Raw genomic sequence first — 21,092 nt, forward strand, 5'->3', positions numbered from 1 at the left:
GACGGGCCGGGGGCGAGGGCACCTCAGCCGGCGAACCCGGGTGCCTCCAGGCGTTCCAGCCGCTCGGGGTCGGCCAGGATGTACATGCCGGTGATGCGGCCGTCGGCGATCGTGACGCCCATGACCGACTGCACGCGGCCCTCGGGGGCGTGGACGACCCCGACCGAGCCGTTGACCAGCACCAGCTGAGCGGCCTGTGCGTAGCGGGCGAACAGGAGCGCCTGCTCCGCCACCGTCTTCGCGCCCTGGACGACCTTGGACGCGGCCGCGCCCCGCACGAGCGCCCCCGAGTCGGCCCGCAGCACCACGTCCGGGTGCAGCAGTTCCAGCAACGCCTCGAAATCACCGCCGCGCGAGGCCGCCAGGAAGGCGTCGAGCACCTGCTTCTGCCGGCCGAGGTCCGGATCGGCCGACGGGGTGGCGCCCCGCACCCGGCGCCGCGCCCGGCTCGCCAGCTGCCGGGTCGCGGCCGGGCTGCGCTCCACGATCGGCGCGATGTCGTCGAACGGCACGGCGAACATGTCGTGCAGCACGAACGCGAGCCGCTCGTCGGGCGTCAGGTTCTCCAGCACGACGAGCAGGGCCAGGCCCACCGAGTCGGCCTGGAGCACCTCCTCCGCCGGGTCGATCACGTGCGCCAGAGGCCTGAGCACCGGGTCCGGGACGAAAGCGTCGCCCATCGGTTCCTCGTGGCGTGCGGCGCGCGAGCGCAGCAGGTCCAGGCAGATGCGACCGGTCACGGTCGTCAGCCAGCCGCCCAGGTTCCCGATGTCGTCCGCGTCGGAGCGGCTCAGCCGCAGCCAGGCCTCCTGGACGGCGTCCTCCGCCTCGGCCAGTGACCCCAGCATGCGGTACGCGACCGCCTTCAGGTGGCCGCGGTGCTCCTCGAAGCGCCCGGCCAGTTCCTCGCTGCCCGTCATGGTCTCCCCCGTTGTCCGTCGGTCAACCGCTGATCATCTGCTGAACAGTTCGAACGCCACCGCGGGGCGGCCACCGAACCGCTCCCCCGTCCTCTCCGCGTGCTCCGTCAGGAAGCCGCGTACGTACGTCTCCGGGTCCTCGTCGGTCAACACCTCGATGTAGCTGCGGTGTTCCAGCAGGGAGGCCACCGCGCGCTCCATACCGGCCGTGGCGTCGACGGCGTGCGTGGGGGTGCTGGAGCCCGCGACCGCGACCCAGCGCACGCCGTCCCAGGGGTCGAGGCCCTGCTCGACGAGCTCGGGGAAGATCCAGCGGTTGCCGGCGTCGCCGGCCGCGTCGAGGGTGGCCCGGCCGACGGCCACGTGGTCCGGGGTGTTCCAGGCGACGCCGCCCCAGGTGTCGCGGTGGTTGAGCGTGATGACCAGCTCGGGCCGGTACCGGCGGATGGCGGCGGCGATGTCGCGGCGCAGGGCGGTGCCGTACTCGACGACGCCGTCCTCGTGGTCGAGGAACTCCACCTCCGACACGCCGACCACCGCCGCGCTCGCCCGCTGCTCGCGCTCGCGCAGCGGCCCGCACCGCGCGGGCTCGATGGTGTCGATGCCCGCCTCGCCCCGGGTCGCGAGGACGTAGGCGACCTCGCGGCCCTCGTCCGTCCAGGCCGCGATCGCCGCCGAGCAGCCGTACTCGAGGTCGTCCGGATGGGCCACGACCGCTAGGGCACGCCGCCAGTCGCCGGGCATGGGCTGGAGTTGAGTGGTCGTCATGTCCGCAGACTAATCGGCGCCACCGACATCACGGGGCGTACGGCACGGCATCACGCCTCGTCCCGCACGAGGGCCAGCAGCCGGTCGAGGACGCGGGGCCCGCCGGTGCGGATGCCGTCGTGCTCGAACTCGTCCGTGATCCAGGTGCGCAGCCCGCGGATCGTGCGGGCGGTGCGCAGGGAGTGGGCCGTGTCGACGTACATGTCGTCGTGGTAGACGGCCGCCACGACCGGAACCTCGTTCGCGGCGAGGCGGGCCGGGTCGTACAGGGGCGTCCAGTCCGTGCGGGCGGCGAGCAGGTCGGCGGTCTCGCGCAGCGGGCGCAGGGCCGGGTCGCACTCGAACATCCACGGATGGATCGACTCTCCCGTGAACAGGAGGGGTTCGTCGCCCGCGAGCGCCTTGGCGGCGTCGAACTGCGGGAACTCGGCGCGGACCCGCTCGGCCGACCAGTCGGTGGGCCGGGCGTCCTGGCCGTAGATCGACTCGTGGATCAGGGCGTACAGCGGGTGGCGGGCGTAGGAGAGCATGGCCTGCGCCTGCTCCAGGAACGCGTCGGAGAGCGTGGAGCCCTGCGGGGTGCGGACGAAGGCGTTCTCCAGGAGGTGGTGCAGGCGGTGGGTGCCGTCGCCGGTGCCGAGGACGATGCCGAGGGACTGGAAGGCCTCGACGGTGAGCCGGTAGCCGCCCGGCAGGACCACGTCGTGGTGGAGCAGGTGGTCGGCGATGCGGCGGGCGCGTTCGGCGTCCTGCGGGTAGCGGGCGTAGTGGGCGGTGACCTTGCGTTCGATACGCGGGAAGGCGGCGCGGTAGACGTCGTCGGCGTGGGCGTCCAGGGCGGGCAGGCCGCCGGTGATGACGGCCGTGGCCAGGCCCTCGGGGGCCAGGGAGAGGTAGCTGGTCACGCAGAAGCCGCCGAAGCTCTGGCCGAGGACGGTCCAGGGAGTGCCGCCGGTGACCTCGGCGCGGATGGCCTCGCAGTCGCGGACGATCGCGTCGGCGCGGAAGTGCGTGAGGTAGCCGGCCTGCTCGGCCGGGCCGCCGCGCAGCGGGAGCGTCTGGCGGTTGGCGGGGGTGCTGTGGCCGGTGCCGCGCTGGTCGAGCAGGAGGACGCGGTACTCCTTCAGGGCCCTGCCGAGCCAGCCCGGCCGGCCGACGGACCGGTCCGCGCCGAAGCCGGGGCCGCCCTGGAGGTAGAGCAGCCACGGGAGGTCCTGGTGCGCCTTGTCGCTCGCGACGACCTCGCGGGCGTACAGCTCGATCGTCTCGCCGCCGGGGCGGTCGTGGTCGAGGGGGACGGTGAAGCGGCGGTCGGTGAGGACGACTCCGGGCTGGCGGTAGCTGTGGGTCAACAGGGCTCCCGGGACGGACGGATTTTCGGGCCGCGTCCCAGTTCATCACAGCGAACGTCCGCTCGTGAGCCCTTCGATCATGAAACCTTGCTGAACGGTGGTTCAGACCCGGCGGACGGCTCAGCGGGCGGACAGGCTGGAGCGGCGGACCACCAGCTCGGGCTGGAGGACGACCCTGCGGTGCTCGTGTGGCCGCCCCGCGCCCTCCTCCTCCGTCTCCTCCAGGAGCAGGTCGGCGGCCATGGCGCCCATGGTGACGGCGGGCTGCCGCACCGAGGTGAGCGGGACGGCGGCCGCGGCGGCGAACTCGATGTCGTCGTAGCCGACGATGGCGAGGTCGTCGGGGACGCCGACCCCGGCCGCGTACATCGCCTGGAGCACACCGAGGGCGAGCAGGTCGTTGGCGCAGAACACGGCGGTGGGCCGGTCGGCGAGGCCGAGCAGGCGGGCCCCGGCGTCGCGGCCGGCGGCGACGTCCAGCCGCTCGGTGGGCAGCTCGCGCAGCGCGTCGGGCCCGAGCCCGGCCTCGGCGAGCGCTTCGAGGGCGCCGGTGCGCCGGTCACGGACCTGGTTCAGTCCGGGCGGGCCGCTGACGTAAGCGAGGGAGCGGTGCCCGGCGTCGACGAGGTGGCGTACGGCCAGGGCGCCGCCGGCCACGTCGTCGACGGAGACGGAGCACTCGGTGGTGCCCTCGGCGACCCGGTCGACCAGGACGAACGGGATGCCGTGCCGGCGGAACGCCTCGATGTTGCGCCCCGTGGCGTCGGCCGGGGTCAGCAGCACGCCGCGCACCCGCTGCTCGGCGAAGAGCGAGAGGTACTCGGCCTCTTCGCCCGGGTCCTGGGCACTGTTGCAGACCATGACGCCGAGTCCGGCCCGGCGGGCCGCGCGCTCGGCGCCGCGCGCCACGTCGACGAAGAAGGGGTTGCCCATGTCGAGGACGAGCAGCCCCATGATGCGGCTGCGGCCGGCACGCAGCTGGCGGGCCGACTCGCTGCGGACGTAGCCGAGCCGGTCTATCGCGGACAGCACCCGGGCCCGGGTCTCGGTGGCGACCGTGTCCGGGCGGTTGATCACGTTCGAGACCGTGCCGACGGAGACTCCGGCGACGCGGGCGACGTCCTTGATACCCACCGACTGGGCCATCGGGCAGGGACCTCCAGAGGGAGACGAGGGGGCGGCGGCCGGGGCGGCTTCACATTACCGGCACGCCGCCCCGGGAACCGGATGCGGTCAGGCGGGCAGGCGGAAGTCGATCACGTGCAGCGCCGAGGGCGTCGTGCCGCTGGACTTCTCCTGGTACATGAAGGACAGCACCCCGTCCTGGGCGACCCGCGTCTCGTCGATGACGACCTCGCCGAAGGCGTTGAGGCCGCTGCCGTCGAAGAGGATCCTCCAGTCCGTGTAACCGGAGGCGGCGGAGGCTCCCGCGATCCGGCCGAACGGGAAGATCGCGTACGCGTTGTCGTACTTGTCCAGGATCAGCTTGGTGCGCTGGCTGGAGTTCAGCGGGACCGGTATCTCGGTCTTCTGCCAGGTGCCGGAGGCGTTCCTGCGGACGTGGAAGGCACGGCCGTTCGCGGTCCGGTTCGCGACGTAGTTCGTGGTGCACTGGCCGAAGCGGCCCGGAACGTAGGAGATGATCGCGTGCGGCCGGCCCGCGGAGTCGGTGAACTGGCTCTCCTGGTTCATCAGGGAGTGGTCCGGGTTGAGCGGGTCGACGACCAGGCCGGCGTCGGTCACGGACACCTTGTCGGAGCCGCCGGTGACGCCGACGACGGTGCCGGCGTTGTTGCGCCAGGTGCGGCCCCGGTCGTCGGAGTAGACGTAGCCGGTGTCGTGGTTGGTGATGCCGCCGCTGCTGCACATCACGGCGCCGTTCTGCTCGCGCCAGGTGAAGAAGGAGTGCAGCCGGCCGTTCCGGTCGTAGTCGATGCCGTGCAGGTACATGTTGCGGGCCGTGGAGGAGCCGTGCTCGCTGGTGTACGTGCCCGTCGAGCTGGACCACTCGCCGAGGTTGGTCCACCTGGTGCCGTCGTACTCGGCAAGGGCGTTGCGGCCGTTGCCGGAGACGGCGACGCGGTAGCTCAGCTGGAGCTTGCCGTCCGGGGTGGAGACGAACTGGGGGTAGGTGAACTGCGAGGTCAGCGCCAGACCGTCGAGCGTCGACTGGGGCGCGCCGAAGCGGCTCGCGGTCCAGCTCAGCCCCGCGGGGTTGTCCATCAGTCCCGCGACCGACTTGACGTAGGTGAAGCCGTCGCTGTGGGAGTCCATGTTGAGGTGCAGGCGGCCGTCGACCTTGGAGACGCCCATGGAGATGACGTTGTGGGAGTCGTCGTAGCGCAGGGTGTGCCCGACCTTCACGGTCGACCAGGTGCTCGACCCGAGGGCGCGGCGGCCGACGACGGCGCCCCGGTCGGCGGTGTACCAGACGGCGTACTGGTAGCCCTTGTAGGTCAGCAGGCCGTTCTTCTGGAAGGCGTTGTTGTTGACCAGCCCGTCGTAGGACACGAAGAAGAGGGCCTGGCTGTCGAGCGTGGTGGTGCCGGTGCGGGTGACCGACGGGCCGGGGTCGGCGGCCCGTGCCGTGCCGGAGGCGAGGGCGGGGGTCACCACGGCTCCCGCGAGGGCGGCGGCCAGCAACGTACGTCTGTGCATCTCGTGGACTCCATCGTCATGCGAGGTGGAACACTTCGGTGAGCGGTTTCATGGCCTCGTCGGGCCGGGCGCCGTCCAGCGACTCGAAGAACGGCGCCATCTCCGCCTGCCAGCGGGCGTTGACGTCGGTGGCTTCCATGGCGGCCTGGGCGGCCGCGAAGTCCTCGGTCTCCAGGTAGCCGACGAGCAGTCCGTCCTCGCGCAGGAAGAGCGAGTAGTTGTGCCAGCCGGTCTCCTTCAGCGCCCGGAGCATCTCGGGCCACACCGCGGCGTGCCGCTCGCGGTACTCGTCGAGGCGCTCCGCCCGGACCTTCAGCAGGAAGCACACGCGCTGCATCAACGACCTCCCAGGGTCTAGAAGTTGAACTGGTCGATGTTCTCGGCGTCGAACACGGTCGGCTTACCGAGGCTGATCACGCCGTCCTTGCCGATGGTGTACTCGCCCATGGAGCCGGCCTTGAAGGTCTCACCCTCCTTGCCGGTGATCTGCCCGGAGGACAGGGCGACGGCGGTGCGGGCGGCCAGTTCGCCGAGCTTGGCCGGGTCCCACAGCTCGAACGCCTCGACGGTGCCGTTCTTGACGTACTTGCGCATGTCGTTGGGGGTGCCGAGGCCGGTCAGCTTGACCTTGCCCTTGTACTTGGAGCCCGACAGGTACTGGGCGGCGGCCTTGATGCCGACGGTGGTCGGGGAGATGATCCCCTTCAGGTTCGGGTACTCCTGGAGCAGGCCCTGGGTCTGCTGGAAGGACTGCTGGGCGTCGTCGTTGCCGTACGCGGTCTTCACCAGCTTCATGTTCTTGTACTCGGGCTTCTTCAGCTCGTCCTTCATGAAGTCGATCCAGGTGTTCTGGTTCGTCGCGGTCTGCGCGGCGGACAGGATCGCGATCTCGCCCTTGTAGCCGATCTGCTTGGCGAGCAGCTGCACCTCGGTGCGGCCCAGGTCCTCGGCGGATGCCTGGGAGACGAAGGCGTTGCGGCAGTCGGGTGTGGTGTCGGAGTCGTAGGTGACGACCTTGATGTCGTTCTTCATGGCCTGCTTGAGGGCGGTGCACAGGGCGCCCGGGTCCTGCGCGGAGACGGCCATCGCGTCGACCTGCTGCTGGGTGAGCGTGTTGACGTAGGAGACCTGCCCGGCGGTGTCGGTCGCGCTGGACGGCCCGACCTCCTTGTAACTGGATCCCAGCTCCTTGAGCGCCTTCTCGCCGCCCTTGTCGGCGCTGGTGAAGTAGGGGTTGTTGACCTGCTTGGGCAGGAACCCGACGGTGAGGCCCTTCTTGGTGGCCGCGTTCGGGTCGGCCTTGCCGGCGGTGGCGGCGGAGGCACCCTCGTTCGCGACGTCCTTCTTGGTGGTGCCGCCGCAGGCGGTGAGCGCGAGCGCGAGGGAGGTGGCGGTGGCGAGGGCCGCGCAGCTGCGGCGCAGGGTTGACTTACGCATGGCGTTGGTCCTTTACGAGGAAGGGCTGGTTACGAGGTGGGAGTCGAGGCGGCTCTGCGGCCCGCCCTCGCTGTGGAGATCTGCCGTACGACCCGGGGGCCGAGCACGGACAGGACGAGCAGGACGCCGGTGACGACGATCTGCGACTGGGCGGAGACGTCCTGGAGGCTCATCACGTTCTGCAGCGCGCCGAGGAGGAACACCCCGGCGATCGCACCGCCCAGCGTGCCCTTGCCGCCGTCGAAGTCGATGCCGCCGAGCAACACGGCGGCCACGACGGACAGTTCGAGACCGGTGGCGTTGTCGTAGCGGGCGCTGGCGTAGTGCAGCGCCCAGAAGATGCCGGTCAGGGAGGCCATCAGACCGGTCAGGGTGAACAGGATCAGCTTCTGCCGCTTGACCCGGATGCCGGCGAATCGGGCGGCCTCCTCGCTCGCCCCGATCGCGAACAGCGAGCGTCCGAACGGTGTGGCGTGCAGCGCGACCACGGCGATGGCGAGCAGGACGAGGAACGGCAGGAAGGCGTACGGGATGAACGTGTCGCCGATGTGGCCGGCCGCGAAGTCCAGGTACTGCGTCGGGAAGTCGGTCACCGCGTCGGAGCCGAGCACGATCTGCGCGATGCCCCGGTAGGCGGCCAGCGTGCCGATGGTGACGGCGAGGGACGGCAGCCCCAGCCTGGTCACCAGCAGACCGTTGACCAGCCCGCACACGACACCGAGCAGCAGGCAGATCGGGATGATCGTCTCGATGGTCATGCCCTGGTTCCACAGGGCGCCCATCACGGCGCCGGACAGTCCGGCCGTGGAGGCGACCGACAGGTCGATCTCGCCGGAGACGACCAGCAGGGTCATCGGCAGTGCGATCAGCGCGATCGGCAGGGTGTTGCCGATCAGGAACGACAGGTTGAGGGCGTTGCCGAACCCGTCGACGAAGCCGAAGGAGAACAGCAGGACCACGACGAGCAGGGCGCCTACGGCGGAATCCCACCTCTTGAGGCCGGACCAGCCGGCCGCTCGGCTCGGGGAGATGTCAGCCATGGCGGGCGTTCCTCTTCTTCAGGGCGGAGGCCACGCGCAGCGCGACGATCCGGTCGACCGCGATGGCGAGGATGAGCAGGATGCCGTTGATGGCGAGCACCCAGACGGAGCTGACGCCGAGGGCGGGCAGCACGCTGTTGATGGAGGTCAGCAGCAGCGCGCCGAGGGCCGCGCCGTAGACGCTGCCGGAGCCGCCGGTGAAGACGACGCCGCCGACCACGACCGCGCTGACGACGGTGAGTTCGTAGCCGTTGCCGGTGCCGGAGTCGACGTTGCCGAACCGGGCGAGGTACATCGCGCCGGCGAGTCCGGCGAGGGCGCCGCAGAAGGTGTACGCGGCGAGGATCCGCTTGCGGACGGGGATGCCGGCGAGGCGGGCGGCCTCGGGGTTGGAGCCGAGCGCGTACAGCTCGCGGCCGCTGGCGAAGTGCTTGAGGTAGTAGGCCGTGGCGACGAGCACCGCCAGCGCGATCAGCGCCAGGTACGGCACCGCGGAGATGCCGCCGGAGCCGAAGTCGACGAATCCGCCGGGCAGATCGGCCGCGGTGATCTGGCGGGAGCCGACCCAGATGGAGTCGATGCCGCGGATGATGTAGAGCGTTCCGAGGGTGACGACGAGCGCGGGCACCTGACCGAGGCTGACGAGCAGTCCGTTGAGCAGTCCGAAGCCGATGCCGAGCAGCACGGCCAGGGCGATCGCCACGACGGGGTCGCCACCGCCCTGGAGGTGGACGCCGGCGGCGAACGCGCTGATGCCGAGCGTGGATCCGACGGACAGGTCGACGTTGCGGGTGATGACGACGAGGGACTGGCCGGTGGCGACCAGGACCAGGATCGTCGCGTTGAGCAGCAGGTCCTTGATGCCCTGTTCGGACAGGAACTCGCTGTTGCCGGCCTGGGTGACGGCGATCATCACCAGGAAGACGAGCAGGATGGCGAGTTCGCGCATCTTGAAGACGCGGTCGACCAGCCGGGTGCCGCTCGACTTGGGCACGTCGGCCACGGGGGCCTCTTGCGGGGTGACGACCGTCATGCGGCGGCCCTCCCGGTGGCTGCGGCCATCACGGTTTCCTCGGTGGCGTCGGTGCGGGGGATCTCGGCGGTGAGGCGGCCCTCGTGCATCACCAGCACGCGGTCGGCCATGCCGAGGATCTCGGGCAGGTCGGAGGAGATCATCAGGACGGCCACGCCGTCCGCGGCCAGCTGGGACAGCAGCCGGTGCACCTCGGCCTTGGTGCCGACGTCGATGCCGCGGGTGGGCTCGTCGACGATCAGCACCTTCGGGCCGGTGGCCAGCCACTTGGCGAGCACGACCTTCTGCTGGTTGCCGCCGGAGAGCGTGTTGACGGTGTCGGCGATCCGGGCGTACTTCACCTGGAGCCTGACGGCCCAGTCGAGGGAGCGGCTGCGCTCGGCGCCGCGGTCCATGAGCCCGGCCTTCACGGTCGTGCGGAGCCCGGTGAGGCCGATGTTGCGCTCGATGGACATGTCCATCACCAGGCCCTGGGCGCGCCGGTCCTCCGGAACCAGGGCGAGTCCGGCGGACATCGCGGTGGACGGGGCGCCGTTGACCAGGGCCCTGCCGTCGACGGAGACCTCGCCGGCGTCCCAGCGGTCGATGCCGAACACGGCCCGGGCGACCTCCGTACGCCCGGCGCCGACGAGTCCGGCCAGACCGACGATCTCGCCGTGCCGGACGTCGAAGGAGACGTCGGTGAACACGCCCTCGCGGGTCAGCCGGCGCACGCTCAGGGCGACCTCGCCCGGCTCGACCTCCTGCTTGGGGTACAGCTCGTCGAGATCGCGGCCGACCATGCGGCGCACGAGGTCGTCCTCGGTCATGCCCTCCAGCGGCTCGCTGGCGATCCAGGCGCCGTCGCGCAGGGTGGTGACGCGCCGGCAGATCTCGAAGATCTCCTCCAGCCGGTGGGAGATGAACAGCACGGCGGCGCCCTGGTCGCGCAGGGTGCGCACGACGCCGAAGAGGCGCGCGACCTCACTGCCGGTGAGGGCGGCCGTCGGCTCGTCCATGATCAGGACGCGGGCGTCGAAGGAAAGGGCCTTGGCGATCTCGACGATCTGCTGGTCGGCGATGGACAGGCCGCGGGCGGGCCGGTCGGGGTCGAGTTCGACACCGAGGCGCTCCATCAGGGCGGCCGTCGCGTTGTGGGTGGCCTTGTGGTCGATCCGGCCGAGGGCGCGGCGCGGCTGGCGGCCCATGTAGATGTTCTCGGCGATCGACAGGTCGGGGAAGAGCGTCGGCTCCTGGTAGATCACGGCGATGCCGGCGTCGCGGGCGTCGCCGGGGCCGTGGAAGGCGACGGGCGCACCGTCGAGCAGCACCTGGCCGGCGTCCGGGCGGTGCACCCCGGCGAGGGTCTTGATGAGGGTGGACTTGCCGGCACCGTTCTCACCGGCGAGTGCGTGCACCTCCCCGGGAAACAGCTCCAGGGAGACGTCCCGCAGTGCACGGACCGCGCCGAAGGACTTGGAGACGTCCTTCAGAGCGAGGACCGGGGCCGGACCCGTGGTGGACGGGTGGGTCATGAGGGCTCCTCGACGACGCCGGCGGGTCGGCCCTCTCGGCGTCGTGAAAGGTTTCAACTGGGTTGCCGGGACGTTAGGCGGGCCGCGCATGTCACGTCAATGGGTTCCGGTCGAAAAAGTTTCGAGGACAGAAGGTCACGCACGGGTCACGGGAAACCGTCTTGGCCGGAGGGGTTGACACCCCTTCGGGGGACCCATAGCTTCGCGTCCTGAATCGTTTCATTCAGTGGTCGTCACGACCCGATGTCACAGGAGCCTGACGTGACCGAGCTCGCCGCGGCGAAGGCCGCTCTCAAGACACAGGCCGTCGAGACGCCGTCGTGGGCGTACGGGAACTCGGGCACACGGTTCAAGGTGTTCGCGCAGCAGGGTGTGCCGCGCACTCCGTTCGAGAAGCTGGACGACGCCGCGAAGGTGCACGAGTTCACGGGCGTCGCCCCGACCGTGGCCCTGCACATTCCGTGGGACAGGGTCGACGACTACGCGGCGCTGGCCAAGCACGCCGAGCAGCGTGGGGTGCGGCTCGGAGCGATCAACTCCAACACCTTCCAGGACGACGACTACAAGCTCGGGAGCATCTGCCATCCGGAGGCCTCCGTGCGGCGGAAGGCCGTGGACCACCTGCTGGAGTGCGTCGACATCATGGACGCGACGGGCTCGGCGGATCTGAAGCTGTGGTTCGCCGACGGCACGAACTATCCCGGTCAGGACGACATCCGCGGGCGGCAGGACCGGCTGGCCGAGGGGCTGGCCGAGGTCTACGAGCGGCTCGGCGACGGGCAGCGGATGCTGCTGGAGTACAAGTTCTTCGAGCCGGCGTTCTACGCGACGGACGTGCCCGACTGGGGTACCGCCTACGCCCACTGTCTGAAGCTCGGGCCGAAGGCGCAGGTCGTCGTCGACACGGGGCATCACGCGCCGGGGACCAACATCGAGTTCATCGTGGCGACGCTGCTGCGCGAGGGGAAGCTCGGCGGGTTCGACTTCAACTCCCGGTTCTACGCGGACGACGACCTCATGGTCGGGGCCGCGGATCCGTTCCAGCTGTTCCGGATCATGTACGAGGTCGTGCGGGGCGGTGGGTTCTCGCCCGAGGTCGCGTTCATGCTCGACCAGTGCCACAACATCGAGGCGAAGATCCCGGCGATCATCCGGTCGGTGATGAACGTGCAGGAGGCCACGGCGAAGGCGCTGCTGATCGACCGCGCCGCCCTGGCCGACGCACAGGCGTCCGGTGACGTGCTCGGGGCGAATGCCGTGATCATGGACGCGTACAACACGGATGTGCGGCCGTTGCTCGCGGAGGTCCGGGGCGAGATGGGGCTGCACGCGAACCCGATCGCCGCGTACAAGGCGTCCGGGTGGGCCGAGAAGATCGTGGCCGAGCGGGTTGGCGGGCAGCAGGCGGGGTGGGGGGCGTAAGCGCCTGCCGAGATCTGTTGTCTGCGGGGTGCGGGTCGTCCGTGGTTGATCGCGCAGTTCCCCGCGCCCCTGAAAGCGAGCCCCCCACCTCCCTCTCTCTTGAAAAGGAACTGGCATGGCTGTTCATCCCGAAGCTGCCGCTCTCCTCGCCCGGTCGCGCCGGCTTGGGTCTGATCCCCGCAACACCAACTACGCCGGCGGTAACGCCTCCGCCAAGGGCACCGAGACCGACCCCGTCACCGGTGGGGACGTCGAGCTGATGTGGGTCAAGGGGTCCGGCGGTGACCTCGGGACGCTGACCGAGGCGGGGCTGGCCGTGCTGCGGCTGGACCGGATGCGGGCGCTCGTCGATGTCTATCCGGGCGTGGAGCGCGAGGACGAGATGGTCGCCGCGTTCGACTACTGCCTGCACGGAAAGGGCGGGGCCGCTCCGTCCATCGACACCGCGATGCACGGGCTGGTCGAGGCCGCGCACGTCGACCATCTGCACCCGGACTCGGGGATCGCGCTCGCCTGCGCCGCCGACGGGGAGAAGCTGACCGCCGAGTGCTTCGGGGACAGTGTGGTGTGGGTGCCGTGGCGGCGGCCCGGCTTCCAGCTCGGGCTGGACATCGCCGCCGTGAAGAAGGCCAACCCGCAGGCCGTCGGGTGCGTTCTCGGCGGCCACGGGATCACCGCCTGGGGCGACACCTCCGAGGAGTGCGAGCGCAACTCGCTGCACATCATCCGGACCGCCGAGACGTTCCTCGCCGAGCGGGGCAGGCCCGAGCCCTTCGGTCCGGTGATCGACGGGTACGCGGCGCTGGACACCGACGAGCGGCGGGAACGGGCCGCCGCCCTCGCACCGTACGTGCGCGCCCTCGCCTCACAGGACCGGCCCCAGGTGGGGCACTTCACCGACTCCGAGGTCGTGCTCGGCTTCCTGGCGAGCGCGGAGCACCCGCGGCTGGCCGCGCTGGGCACGTCCTGCCCGGACCACTTCCTGCGGACGAAGGTCCGGCCGCTGGTGCTGGACCTGCCGCCGAGCGCCCCGCTCGACGAGGCGATCGCCCGGCTGAAGGAGCTGCACGCCGAGTACCGCGAGGAGTACGCCGCCTACTACCGGCGGCACGCCGAGCCCGGCTCCCCCGCCATGCGCGGCGCCGATCCGGCGATCGTGCTGGTGCCGGGCGTGGGCATGTTCTCCTTCGGCAAGGACAAGCAGACCGCCCGGGTCGCGGGCGAGTTCTACGTCAACGCCATCAACGTGATGCGCGGGGCCGAGGCGGTGTCGACGTACGCGCCGATCGAGGAGTCCGAGAAGTTCCGGATCGAGTACTGGGCGCTGGAGGAGGCCAAGCTCCAGCGGATGCCGAAGCCCAAGGCGCTGGCGACCCGGGTGGCGCTGGTGACGGGTGCCGGGAGCGGGATCGGGAAGGCCATCGCGCACCGGCTCGTGGCCGAGGGCGCGTGTGTGGTCGTCGCCGATCTCGACGCGGAGAACGCCGAGGCCGTCGCCGAGGAGCTGGGCGGACCCGACAAGGCCGTCGCGGTGACGGTCGACGTCACGTCCGAGGAGCAGATCGCCGAGGCCTTCCGGGCGGCGGTACTGGCCTTCGGCGGCGTGGATCTCGTCGTGAACAACGCCGGAATCTCGATCTCCAAGCCGCTGCTGGAGACCTCCGCCAAGGACTGGGACCTCCAGCACGACATCATGGCGCGCGGGTCCTTCCTCGTCTCGCGGGAAGCCGCCCGGGTGATGACCGCCCAGGAGCTGGGCGGCGACATCGTCTACATCGCCTCGAAGAACGCCGTGTTCGCCGGTCCCAACAACATCGCCTACTCCGCCACCAAGGCCGACCAGGCGCACCAGGTGCGGCTGCTCGCCGCCGAGCTGGGCGAGCACGGCATCCGCGTCAACGGGGTCAACCCGGACGGTGTCGTGCGCGGGTCGGGGATCTTCGCCGGCGGGTGGGGCGCCCAGCGGGCCGCGGTGTACGGGGTGGACGAGGAGAAGCTGGGCGAGTTCTACGCCCAGCGGACCATCCTCAAGCGCGAAGTGCTCCCCGAGCACGTGGCCAACGCCGTGTTCGCGCTGACCGGTGGAGACCTCACCCACACCACCGGTCTGCACATCCCCGTCGACGCCGGCGTCGCGGCCGCCTTCCTGCGATGAGCGCCGCCGAGAAGTCGTACGCCGCGGTCGACCTGGGCGCGTCCAGCGGGCGCGTCATGGTCGGCCGCGTGGGCCCGGACAGCCTGGAGCTCGCCGAGGCACACCGCTTCCCCAACCGGCCCGTCCGGGTGCCCGAGGGGCTGCGCTGGGACGCGCTCGGGCTGTACGCCGGGGTGCTGGACGGGCTGCGGGCGGCGGGTGCCCAGTGCGGTGGACGACTCGACTCCGTCGGCATCGACAGCTGGGCCGTGGACTACGGGCTGCTGGACGCGGACGGGGCCCTGCTCGGCAACCCCGTGCACTACCGGGACCCCCGGACCGAGGGGGTCGCGGAGAAGGTGTGGGCGACCGTGCCCGCCGAGGAGCTGTACGCCGCGACCGGGTTGCAGTACGCGCCCTTCAACACCCTGTACCAGCTCACCGCCGCCCGCTCCACGGCCCAGCTCGGCGCGGCCCGGCGGCTGTTGCTGATGCCGGACCTGCTGACGTACTGGCTGACCGGCGAGCAGGGCACGGAGCTGACCAACGCGTCCACGACCCAGTTGATCGACCCGCGCACCCGCGACTGGGCGTACGACGTCGCCTCCCGGCTCGGTGTCGACCTGGGCCTGTTCGCAGCGTTGCGGCACCCCGGTGATCCGGCGGGGCTGCTGCGCGACGAGGTGCTGGAGGAGACCGGGCTCGCCGGTCCGGTGCCGGTGACGGCCGTCGGGTCGCACGACACCGCCTCCGCGGTCGCCGCCGTACCGGCCTCGGGCGAGCGGTTCGCGTACATCTGCACCGGCACCTGGTCGCTGGCCGGTCTGGAGCTGGACGCGCCGGTGCTGACCGAGGAGAGCCGGGCGGCCAACTTCACCAACGAGCTGGGGCTGGACGGCACGGTCCGCTACCTGCGCAACATCATGGGGCTGTGGCTGCTCCAGGAGTGCGTACGAGCCTGGGGCGAGACGGACCTGGGCGCGCTGCTGCTGGAAGCCTCCAAGGCTCCGGCGCTGCGGTCGGTCGTGGACGCGGGTGACGCGGCGTTCCTGGCGCCGGGTCGGATGCCGGAGCGGATCGCCGAGGCGTGCCGGCTCTCGGGGCAGCCGGTGCCCGGGTCGCCGGCCGAGGTGACGCGCTGCATCCTCGACTCCCTCGCCCTCGCCCATCGCAAGGCCGTCCAGGACGCCCAGCGGCTGGCCGGACACGCGGTCGACGTCGTGCACGTGGTCGGCGGCGGCACACGCAACGCCCTGCTGTGCCAGCTGACCGCCGACGCGTGCGGGCTGCCGGTGGTGGCCGGGCCGACCGAGGCCGCCGCGCTCGGGAACGTCCTGGTACAGGCGCGGGCGCACGGGCTGGTCGGCGACCTGGCCGGGATGCGGCGGCTGCTGGTGAACACACAGCCGCTCACCCGCTACGAGCCCCGGGGCGGGACCGAGCGGTGGCAGGCCGCGCAGGCCCGGCTCACCGCGGACTGACGGGGTCTCCCCCGCGTATCGTCCCCGGACTACGCTTCACTCATCCGATGACCGACCACAAGGAGCCGCGATGCGTGTCGCCCTGTTCCTGACCTGCGTCAACGACACGCTCTATCCGGACACCGGGCGCGCCGTGATGAAACTGCTGACCAGGCTGGGCGTCGACGTCGACTTCCCGATGGCGCAGACCTGCTGCGGGCAGGCGCACTACAACACCGGATACCGTCACGAGGCCGAGCCGCTCGCCCGGCATTTCTCCGATGTCTTCGGTGAGTACGAGGCGATCGTGACCCCGTCCGGGTCGTGCGGGGCGATGGTGCGGGAGCTGTACCCGCGGATGGGCGAGCGGGCCCGGGCCGAAGGGCGGGGCGACGCCCTCGCGGCGACGCTGGCGCCGGTGGTGCCCAAGACGTACGAGCTGACGGAGTTCCTGGTCGACGTGCTGGGCGTGACGGACGTCGGGGCGTACTACCCGCACACGGTGACCTACCACCCGACGTGCCACGGGCTGCGCGGGCTCGGACTCGGTGACCGGCCGCTCCGGCTGCTGCGGCAGGTGAAGGGGCTGGAACTGGTCGAGCTGCCGGGGGCCGACGAGTGCTGCGGGTTCGGCGGCACCTTCGCGCTGAAGAACTCCGACGTCTCGGCGGCGATGGGCGCCGACAAGGTGCGCAACGCCGAGTCGACGGGCGCCGAGGTGCTGTGCGCGGCCGACAACTCCTGCCTGATGCACCTCGGCGGGACGATGGCCCGGCTGCGAACCGGCATGCGGCCGGTGCACATCGCGGAGATCCTGGCGAGCACGGAGGAGGAACCGGCCCTATGAGCGGGACGTATCTCGGCATGCCGGCGTTTCCGGAGGCCGCCCGGGAGGCCGTGGCGAACACGACCCTGCGCGGCAATCTGCGGCACGCCACGCACACCATCCGCGCCAAGCGGGCGAAGGCCGTGACGGAGGTGTCCGACTGGGCCGAGCTGCGCGAGGCGGGCAAGCGGATCAAGGACCACACGCTGCGCCATCTCGACCGCTACCTCGTGCAGCTGGAGGAATCGGTCACGGCGGCGGGCGGCGTGGTGCACTGGGCCGCCGACGCGGCCGAGGCCAACGAGATCGTCACGCAGCTCGTGAAGATGACCGGCGAGACCGAGGTCGTCAAGGTCAAGTCGATGGCCACGCAGGAGATCGGGCTCAACGAGGCGCTGGAGGCCGAGGGCATCCACGCCTACGAGACCGATCTCGCCGAGCTGATCGTGCAGTTGGGCCAGGACCGGCCCTCGCACATCCTCGTCCCGGCCATCCACCGCAACCGGGGCGAGATCCGGGACATCTTCGCCCGGGAGATGAGCGAGTGGGGCCGCCCCGCCCCCGAGGGTCTGACCGACACACCGGCCGAACTCGCCGAGGCCGCCCGCCTGCACCTGCGGGAGAAGTTCCTGCGGGCGAAGGTCGGCATCTCCGGCGCCAACTTCATGGTCGCCGAGACCGGCACGCTGGTGGTCGTGGAGTCCGAGGGCAACGGCCGGATGTGCCTGACCCTGCCCGAGACGCTGATCTCGGTCGTCGGCATCGAGAAGATCGTGCCGGCCTGGCAGGACCTGGAGGTGTTCCTTCAGACCCTCCCCCGCTCCTCCACGGCCGAGCGCATGAACCCGTACACGTCCACCTGGACGGGCACGACCGATCAGGACGGCCCGGGCACCTTCCATCTGGTGCTGCTGGACAACGGCCGCACCGACACCCTCGCCGACGAGGTCGGCCGGCAGGCGCTGCGCTGCATCCGCTGCTCGGCGTGCCTCAACGTGTGCCCGGTGTACGAGCGGGCCGGCGGCCACGCCTACGGCTCGGTGTACCCGGGGCCGATCGGCGCGATCCTCAGTCCCCAGCTGCGGGGCACGGGCAGCGGGATCGACGCCTCGCTGCCGTACGCGTCCTCGCTGTGCGGGGCGTGCTACGAGGTGTGCCCGGTCGCCATCGACATCCCGGAGGTGCTGGTGCATCTGCGGGAGCGGGTCGTCCAGGGCGGGGAGGTCACCCGCGAGGGCAACAAGGTGGTGCTGCGGCCGGCGAAGGGGCACGCCGCCGAGCGGGCGGCGATGCGCGCGGCCCGCTGGGCCTTCACCCACCCGGGCGCGCTGCGCACGGGCCAGCGCGCCGCCTCCCGGTCCCGCCGCTTCCATCCCCGGACACTGCCGGGCCCGGGCCGGGCGTGGAGCGGGACCCGGGAGCTGCCGCCGGTGCCCGCGGAGCCGTTCCGGGACTGGTGGCAGCGGACTCGCGGCGGGAAGGACGGGAACCGGTGAACAGCAGGGAACGGATCCTGGGCCGGGTGCGGCGCGCGCTCGCTGACGCGCCGGCCGACGAGGCGCCGATCGCGCGGGACTATCTGCGCGAGCACGGGCAGCGGAGCGTCGCGGAGACGGTGGAGCTGCTCGCCGAGAACCTGGCGGACTACCGGGCGGTCGTGCACCGCTGCTCGGACGGCGAGCTGCCGGACGTGCTCGTGCGGCTCCTGGCGGAACGGGGCGCGCAATCGGTGCTGGTACCCCCCGGACTGCCACCGCACTGGCTCAAGGCGGTCGACGCGACACGCGTCCAAGACCGGGCCGTGAGCACGCCGCACGAACTCGACCGGGTCGACAGCGTCGTCACCGGGTGTGCCGTCGCCATCGCCGAGACCGGCACCATCGTGCTGGACGGCTCGCCCGACCAGGGCCGCCGCCGGATCACCCTCGTCCCGGACCACCACATCTGCGTCGTGCGGGTGCCCGGCCAGGTCGTGTCGTCGGTGCCGCAGGGGCTCGAACGCCTCGACCCGGCACGCCCGTTGACGTGGATCTCCGGACCGTCGGCGACCAGCGACATCGAGCTGGACCGGGTCGAGGGCGTGCACGGTCCGCGCACGCTGGAGGTGGTGCTGGTGGCAGAGGACTGACCCCCGGGTTCGGGCTCAGGGCAGGATCGAGTCGACGTAGCCGCCGTCGGCCCGCAGAGCACCGCCCGTGGTCGCCGAGGCGTGGTCGGAGGCGAGGTAGACGACCATGTTGGCGATCTCCTCCGGCTCGATCAGCCGCTGGAGCAGCGACTGCGGCCGGTGCTGCCGCATGAACGCGCGCTGGGCCTCGTCCCAGGGCAGGTCGCGGTCGACGAGCTGGTAGACGAAGTCCTCGACGCCACCCGTGCGGGTCGGGCCCGCGATGACCGAGTTCACCGTGACGCCGGTGCCGGCCGCCTGCTTGGCGAAGCCCCGGCCCACCGCGAGCAGGGCGGTCTTGGACATGCCGTAGTGGATCATCTCGGCGGGGATGACGACTGCCGAGTCGCTGGCGATGTACTGGACACGTCCCCAGCCGCGCTCGGTCATGGCGGGCAGGACGAGCCGGGTGAGGCGCACGGCCGACAGGACGTTCACGTCGAAGTAGCGGCGCCACTCCTCGTCGCTGATCTCCAGGGGGTCGGCGGACTCGAAGACGCCGAGGTTGTTGACGAGGACGTCGACCTGCCCCAGCGCGTCCACCGCCTGCCGGGCGCCCTCGTCGGTGGTGACGTCGGCGGCCACGGGCACAAGGTCGGCGCCGGGTACCTCCTCCCGCATCCGGTCCACGGCCTCCTGCACGCGGGCGGGTGTGCGGCCGTTGACGCCCACCCGGGCGCCGGAGCGGGCCAGCCCCGCGGCGATGGCGGCGCCGATGCCCTGGGTGGAGCCGGTGACCAGAGCGGTGCGGCCCTTCAGATCGATCTGCATGCCGTGTCAGCCCTTTCCGTACGGGAGCGACCGAGTACCCGCGGGGTGTCGCTGGGTACACCCCGGAACACGGGTTCTGCGACCCGTGTGGCCGGGTCACCTTCTCCGTAGCGTCGAGGGCGAGACACAGGGCGTGTCGGACGAAGGGGGACGACGACGATGTTCCGCACCGGACCACGACGACAGGACCAGGACCCGGGGCCGGCGGCCGAGGCGCTGCGGCTGGTCAAGGTGACCAGGACGTACGGGAGCGCCGACAGCGCCGTGACCGCCCTGGACGGGGTGACGCTCGGCCTGGAGCGCGGCACGTTCACCGCGGTGATGGGGCCGTCGGGCTCCGGGAAGTCGACCCTGCTCCAGTGCGCGGCGGGTCTCGAACGGCCCGACAGCGGCATCGTGCGGGTCGACGGCACCGAGCTGACGGGCGGGGGCGAGGCCGAGCTGACGAGGTTCCGGCGCGGCCGGATCGGGTTCGTGTTCCAGCAGTACAACCTGCTGGAGACACTGACCGTCGCGCAGAACACGGTGCTGCCGCTGAAGCTGGCCGGGCGGCGCGTGGACCGGCGGCGGGTCCGGGAGGTGCTGACGTCCGTGGGGCTCGGCGACCGGCTCGGACACCGGCCCGGGCAGCTCTCCGGCGGTCAGTGCCAGAGGGTGGCGATCGCCCGGGCGCTGGTCACCGAGCCGCGGGTGATCTTCGCGGACGAGCCGACGGGCGCGCTGGACACGCGCAGCGCGCGGGGTGTGCTGCGGCTGCTCCAGGACGCGGTGCGGGTGCACGGCCGGACGGTGGTGATGGTGACGCACGATCCGGTCGCCGCCTCCTACGCCGACTCCGTGCTCTTCCTCGCCGACGGCCGGCTGGCCGGGCGGATGGACGCCCCGACACCGGACGCGGTCGCCGAGCGGCTGGCGCACCTGGGCGACGACGTGCCGGCGGGGGTGTGAGGGTCATGTTCCTGCTGGCGATGCGGTCGGTCCGGCAGCGGCCCGGGCGGTTCCTCGCGACCCTGCTGTCCGCGTTCCTGGGCGCGGCGATCATCATGACGTTCAACGCGATGCACGACACGGCCGGGCAGCCGGGCGTGGACGCGGTCAGCTCGGAGACGCTCTCCACCGCCGCGGGGGTGGTCGGAGGTTACGGCACTCTGCTGGTGTTCTTCGCGATCGCCTCGACGCTGACGGTGAACGTGCGCCAGCGAGCCGCCGAGATGGAGCTGCTGCGCTGCTCGGGGGCGACTCCGGGGCAGATCAAGGGGATGGTCGTGGGTGAGGCGGTGGCCGTGGCGCTGGCCGGGGCGGCGCTGGCGATCGGCCCGGCGATGCTCGGCGGCCGGGCCCTGCTCGCGGTGTTCCAGGACAGCGGCCAGGTCGCACGGTCCGTCGAGTTCTCCTTCGGGCCCGTGGCTTTCCTGACCGGCTTCGACATCACGCTGCTCGCCGCCGCGGGCGCCGCGTTCCTGGCCGTGCGGCGGGCGGGCGGCCGGAGCCGGCGGCGGGGCCGGGCAAGAGCGCGACAGGGGAAACCGACGCCGAGTTCCAGCGACGCATCCGTCAGTGGGACGTCGTGGAATGGCGTGCGGCGCAGGC

The 21,092-nt window shown here is 71.5% G+C and carries 19 protein-coding genes; 8 read left to right on the top strand and 11 right to left on the bottom strand.

Features of this window, described 5'->3' with window-relative positions:
* Positions 1 to 23: 23 nt before the first annotated feature.
* From sigJ to AB0E85_RS28930, 10 genes are all read right to left on the bottom strand, one after another.
* Positions 24 to 920 (bottom strand): RNA polymerase sigma factor SigJ, encoded by an 897-nt coding sequence (gene sigJ, locus AB0E85_RS28885; RefSeq protein WP_361933023.1) that lies wholly within the window; start codon positions 918 to 920, stop codon positions 24 to 26.
* 33 nt (positions 921 to 953) lie between these two features.
* The gene (locus tag AB0E85_RS28890) at positions 954 to 1,688 is read right to left on the bottom strand and encodes a PIG-L deacetylase family protein (protein ID WP_361933025.1); all 735 of its coding nucleotides are present in this window, start codon (positions 1,686 to 1,688) and stop codon (positions 954 to 956) included.
* Positions 1,689 to 1,738: 50 nt separating this feature from the next.
* On the bottom strand, positions 1,739 to 3,040 hold the full coding sequence (locus tag AB0E85_RS28895) for an alpha/beta fold hydrolase (RefSeq protein ID WP_361933028.1): 1,302 nt from the start codon (positions 3,038 to 3,040) through the stop codon (positions 1,739 to 1,741).
* A 120-nt stretch (positions 3,041 to 3,160) separates the two neighbouring features.
* Complete coding sequence (locus AB0E85_RS28900) at positions 3,161 to 4,186, bottom strand: LacI family DNA-binding transcriptional regulator (protein ID WP_361933030.1); 1,026 nt, start codon at positions 4,184 to 4,186, stop codon at positions 3,161 to 3,163.
* A gap of 87 nt (positions 4,187 to 4,273) precedes the next feature.
* Complete coding sequence (locus AB0E85_RS28905; protein ID WP_361933032.1) at positions 4,274 to 5,698, bottom strand: BNR repeat-containing protein; 1,425 nt, start codon at positions 5,696 to 5,698, stop codon at positions 4,274 to 4,276.
* Between the two features lie 16 nt (positions 5,699 to 5,714).
* Positions 5,715 to 6,035, bottom strand: a complete 321-nt coding sequence (locus AB0E85_RS28910; RefSeq protein ID WP_361933034.1) for an L-rhamnose mutarotase — start codon at positions 6,033 to 6,035, stop codon at positions 5,715 to 5,717.
* 17 nt (positions 6,036 to 6,052) lie between these two features.
* Positions 6,053 to 7,135, bottom strand: coding sequence for a rhamnose ABC transporter substrate-binding protein (gene rhaS / locus AB0E85_RS28915; RefSeq protein ID WP_361933035.1), 1,083 nt, complete (start codon positions 7,133 to 7,135; stop codon positions 6,053 to 6,055).
* Between the two features lie 29 nt (positions 7,136 to 7,164).
* Positions 7,165 to 8,175 carry an ABC transporter permease gene (locus AB0E85_RS28920; RefSeq protein ID WP_361933037.1) on the bottom strand — a complete coding sequence of 337 codons (1,011 nt, stop codon included), beginning with the start codon at positions 8,173 to 8,175 and terminating at the stop codon, positions 7,165 to 7,167.
* Positions 8,168 to 9,208: an ABC transporter permease gene (locus tag AB0E85_RS28925; RefSeq protein ID WP_361933043.1), complete on the bottom strand. Its 1,041-nt coding sequence runs from the start codon at positions 9,206 to 9,208 to the stop codon at positions 8,168 to 8,170. Before AB0E85_RS28925 ends, AB0E85_RS28920 begins: the two co-directional genes overlap by 8 nt.
* On the bottom strand, positions 9,205 to 10,722 hold the full coding sequence (locus AB0E85_RS28930; protein ID WP_361933046.1) for a sugar ABC transporter ATP-binding protein: 1,518 nt from the start codon (positions 10,720 to 10,722) through the stop codon (positions 9,205 to 9,207). The genes AB0E85_RS28925 and AB0E85_RS28930 overlap by 4 nt, the downstream gene beginning before the upstream one ends.
* A gap of 261 nt (positions 10,723 to 10,983) precedes the next feature.
* Between AB0E85_RS28930 and rhaI the strand changes: the two genes are divergently transcribed.
* The 6 genes from rhaI (at position 10,984) to AB0E85_RS28960 (ending at position 18,692) form a co-directional block, all read left to right on the top strand.
* A complete protein-coding gene (gene rhaI / locus AB0E85_RS28935) occupies positions 10,984 to 12,144 on the top strand; it encodes an L-rhamnose isomerase (RefSeq protein WP_361933048.1) in 1,161 nt (386 codons plus the stop codon).
* A 115-nt stretch (positions 12,145 to 12,259) separates the two neighbouring features.
* The gene (locus AB0E85_RS28940; RefSeq protein WP_361933051.1) at positions 12,260 to 14,299 is read left to right on the top strand and encodes a bifunctional aldolase/short-chain dehydrogenase; all 2,040 of its coding nucleotides are present in this window, start codon (positions 12,260 to 12,262) and stop codon (positions 14,297 to 14,299) included.
* Entirely contained in the window at positions 14,296 to 15,759 is a 1,464-nt protein-coding gene (locus tag AB0E85_RS28945; protein WP_361933053.1) for a rhamnulokinase family protein, read from the top strand. Before AB0E85_RS28940 ends, AB0E85_RS28945 begins: the two co-directional genes overlap by 4 nt.
* Before the next feature lie 70 nt (positions 15,760 to 15,829).
* Positions 15,830 to 16,585 (top strand): (Fe-S)-binding protein, encoded by a 756-nt coding sequence (locus tag AB0E85_RS28950; protein ID WP_361933055.1) that lies wholly within the window; start codon positions 15,830 to 15,832, stop codon positions 16,583 to 16,585.
* Positions 16,582 to 18,060, top strand: coding sequence for a LutB/LldF family L-lactate oxidation iron-sulfur protein (locus AB0E85_RS28955; RefSeq protein WP_361933058.1), 1,479 nt, complete (start codon positions 16,582 to 16,584; stop codon positions 18,058 to 18,060). The genes AB0E85_RS28950 and AB0E85_RS28955 overlap by 4 nt, the downstream gene beginning before the upstream one ends.
* Complete coding sequence (locus AB0E85_RS28960; RefSeq protein ID WP_361933061.1) at positions 18,057 to 18,692, top strand: lactate utilization protein C; 636 nt, start codon at positions 18,057 to 18,059, stop codon at positions 18,690 to 18,692. The genes AB0E85_RS28955 and AB0E85_RS28960 overlap by 4 nt, the downstream gene beginning before the upstream one ends.
* A gap of 15 nt (positions 18,693 to 18,707) precedes the next feature.
* Here the strand turns inward: AB0E85_RS28960 and AB0E85_RS28965 are convergent, their stop codons facing one another.
* A complete protein-coding gene (locus AB0E85_RS28965) occupies positions 18,708 to 19,502 on the bottom strand; it encodes an SDR family oxidoreductase (protein ID WP_361933064.1) in 795 nt (264 codons plus the stop codon).
* A gap of 159 nt (positions 19,503 to 19,661) precedes the next feature.
* Here AB0E85_RS28965 and AB0E85_RS28970 point away from each other — a divergent pair, with 159 nt between their 5' ends.
* Positions 19,662 to 20,450 (top strand): ABC transporter ATP-binding protein, encoded by a 789-nt coding sequence (locus AB0E85_RS28970; protein ID WP_361933067.1) that lies wholly within the window; start codon positions 19,662 to 19,664, stop codon positions 20,448 to 20,450.
* 5 nt (positions 20,451 to 20,455) lie between these two features.
* A partial coding sequence (locus tag AB0E85_RS28975) for an FtsX-like permease family protein (protein WP_361933069.1) occupies positions 20,456 to 21,092 on the top strand: 637 nt, incomplete at its 3' end.

The organism is Streptomyces sp. NPDC029044 (genome assembly GCF_040637495.1).
Classification (GTDB): domain Bacteria; phylum Actinomycetota; class Actinomycetes; order Streptomycetales; family Streptomycetaceae; genus Streptomyces.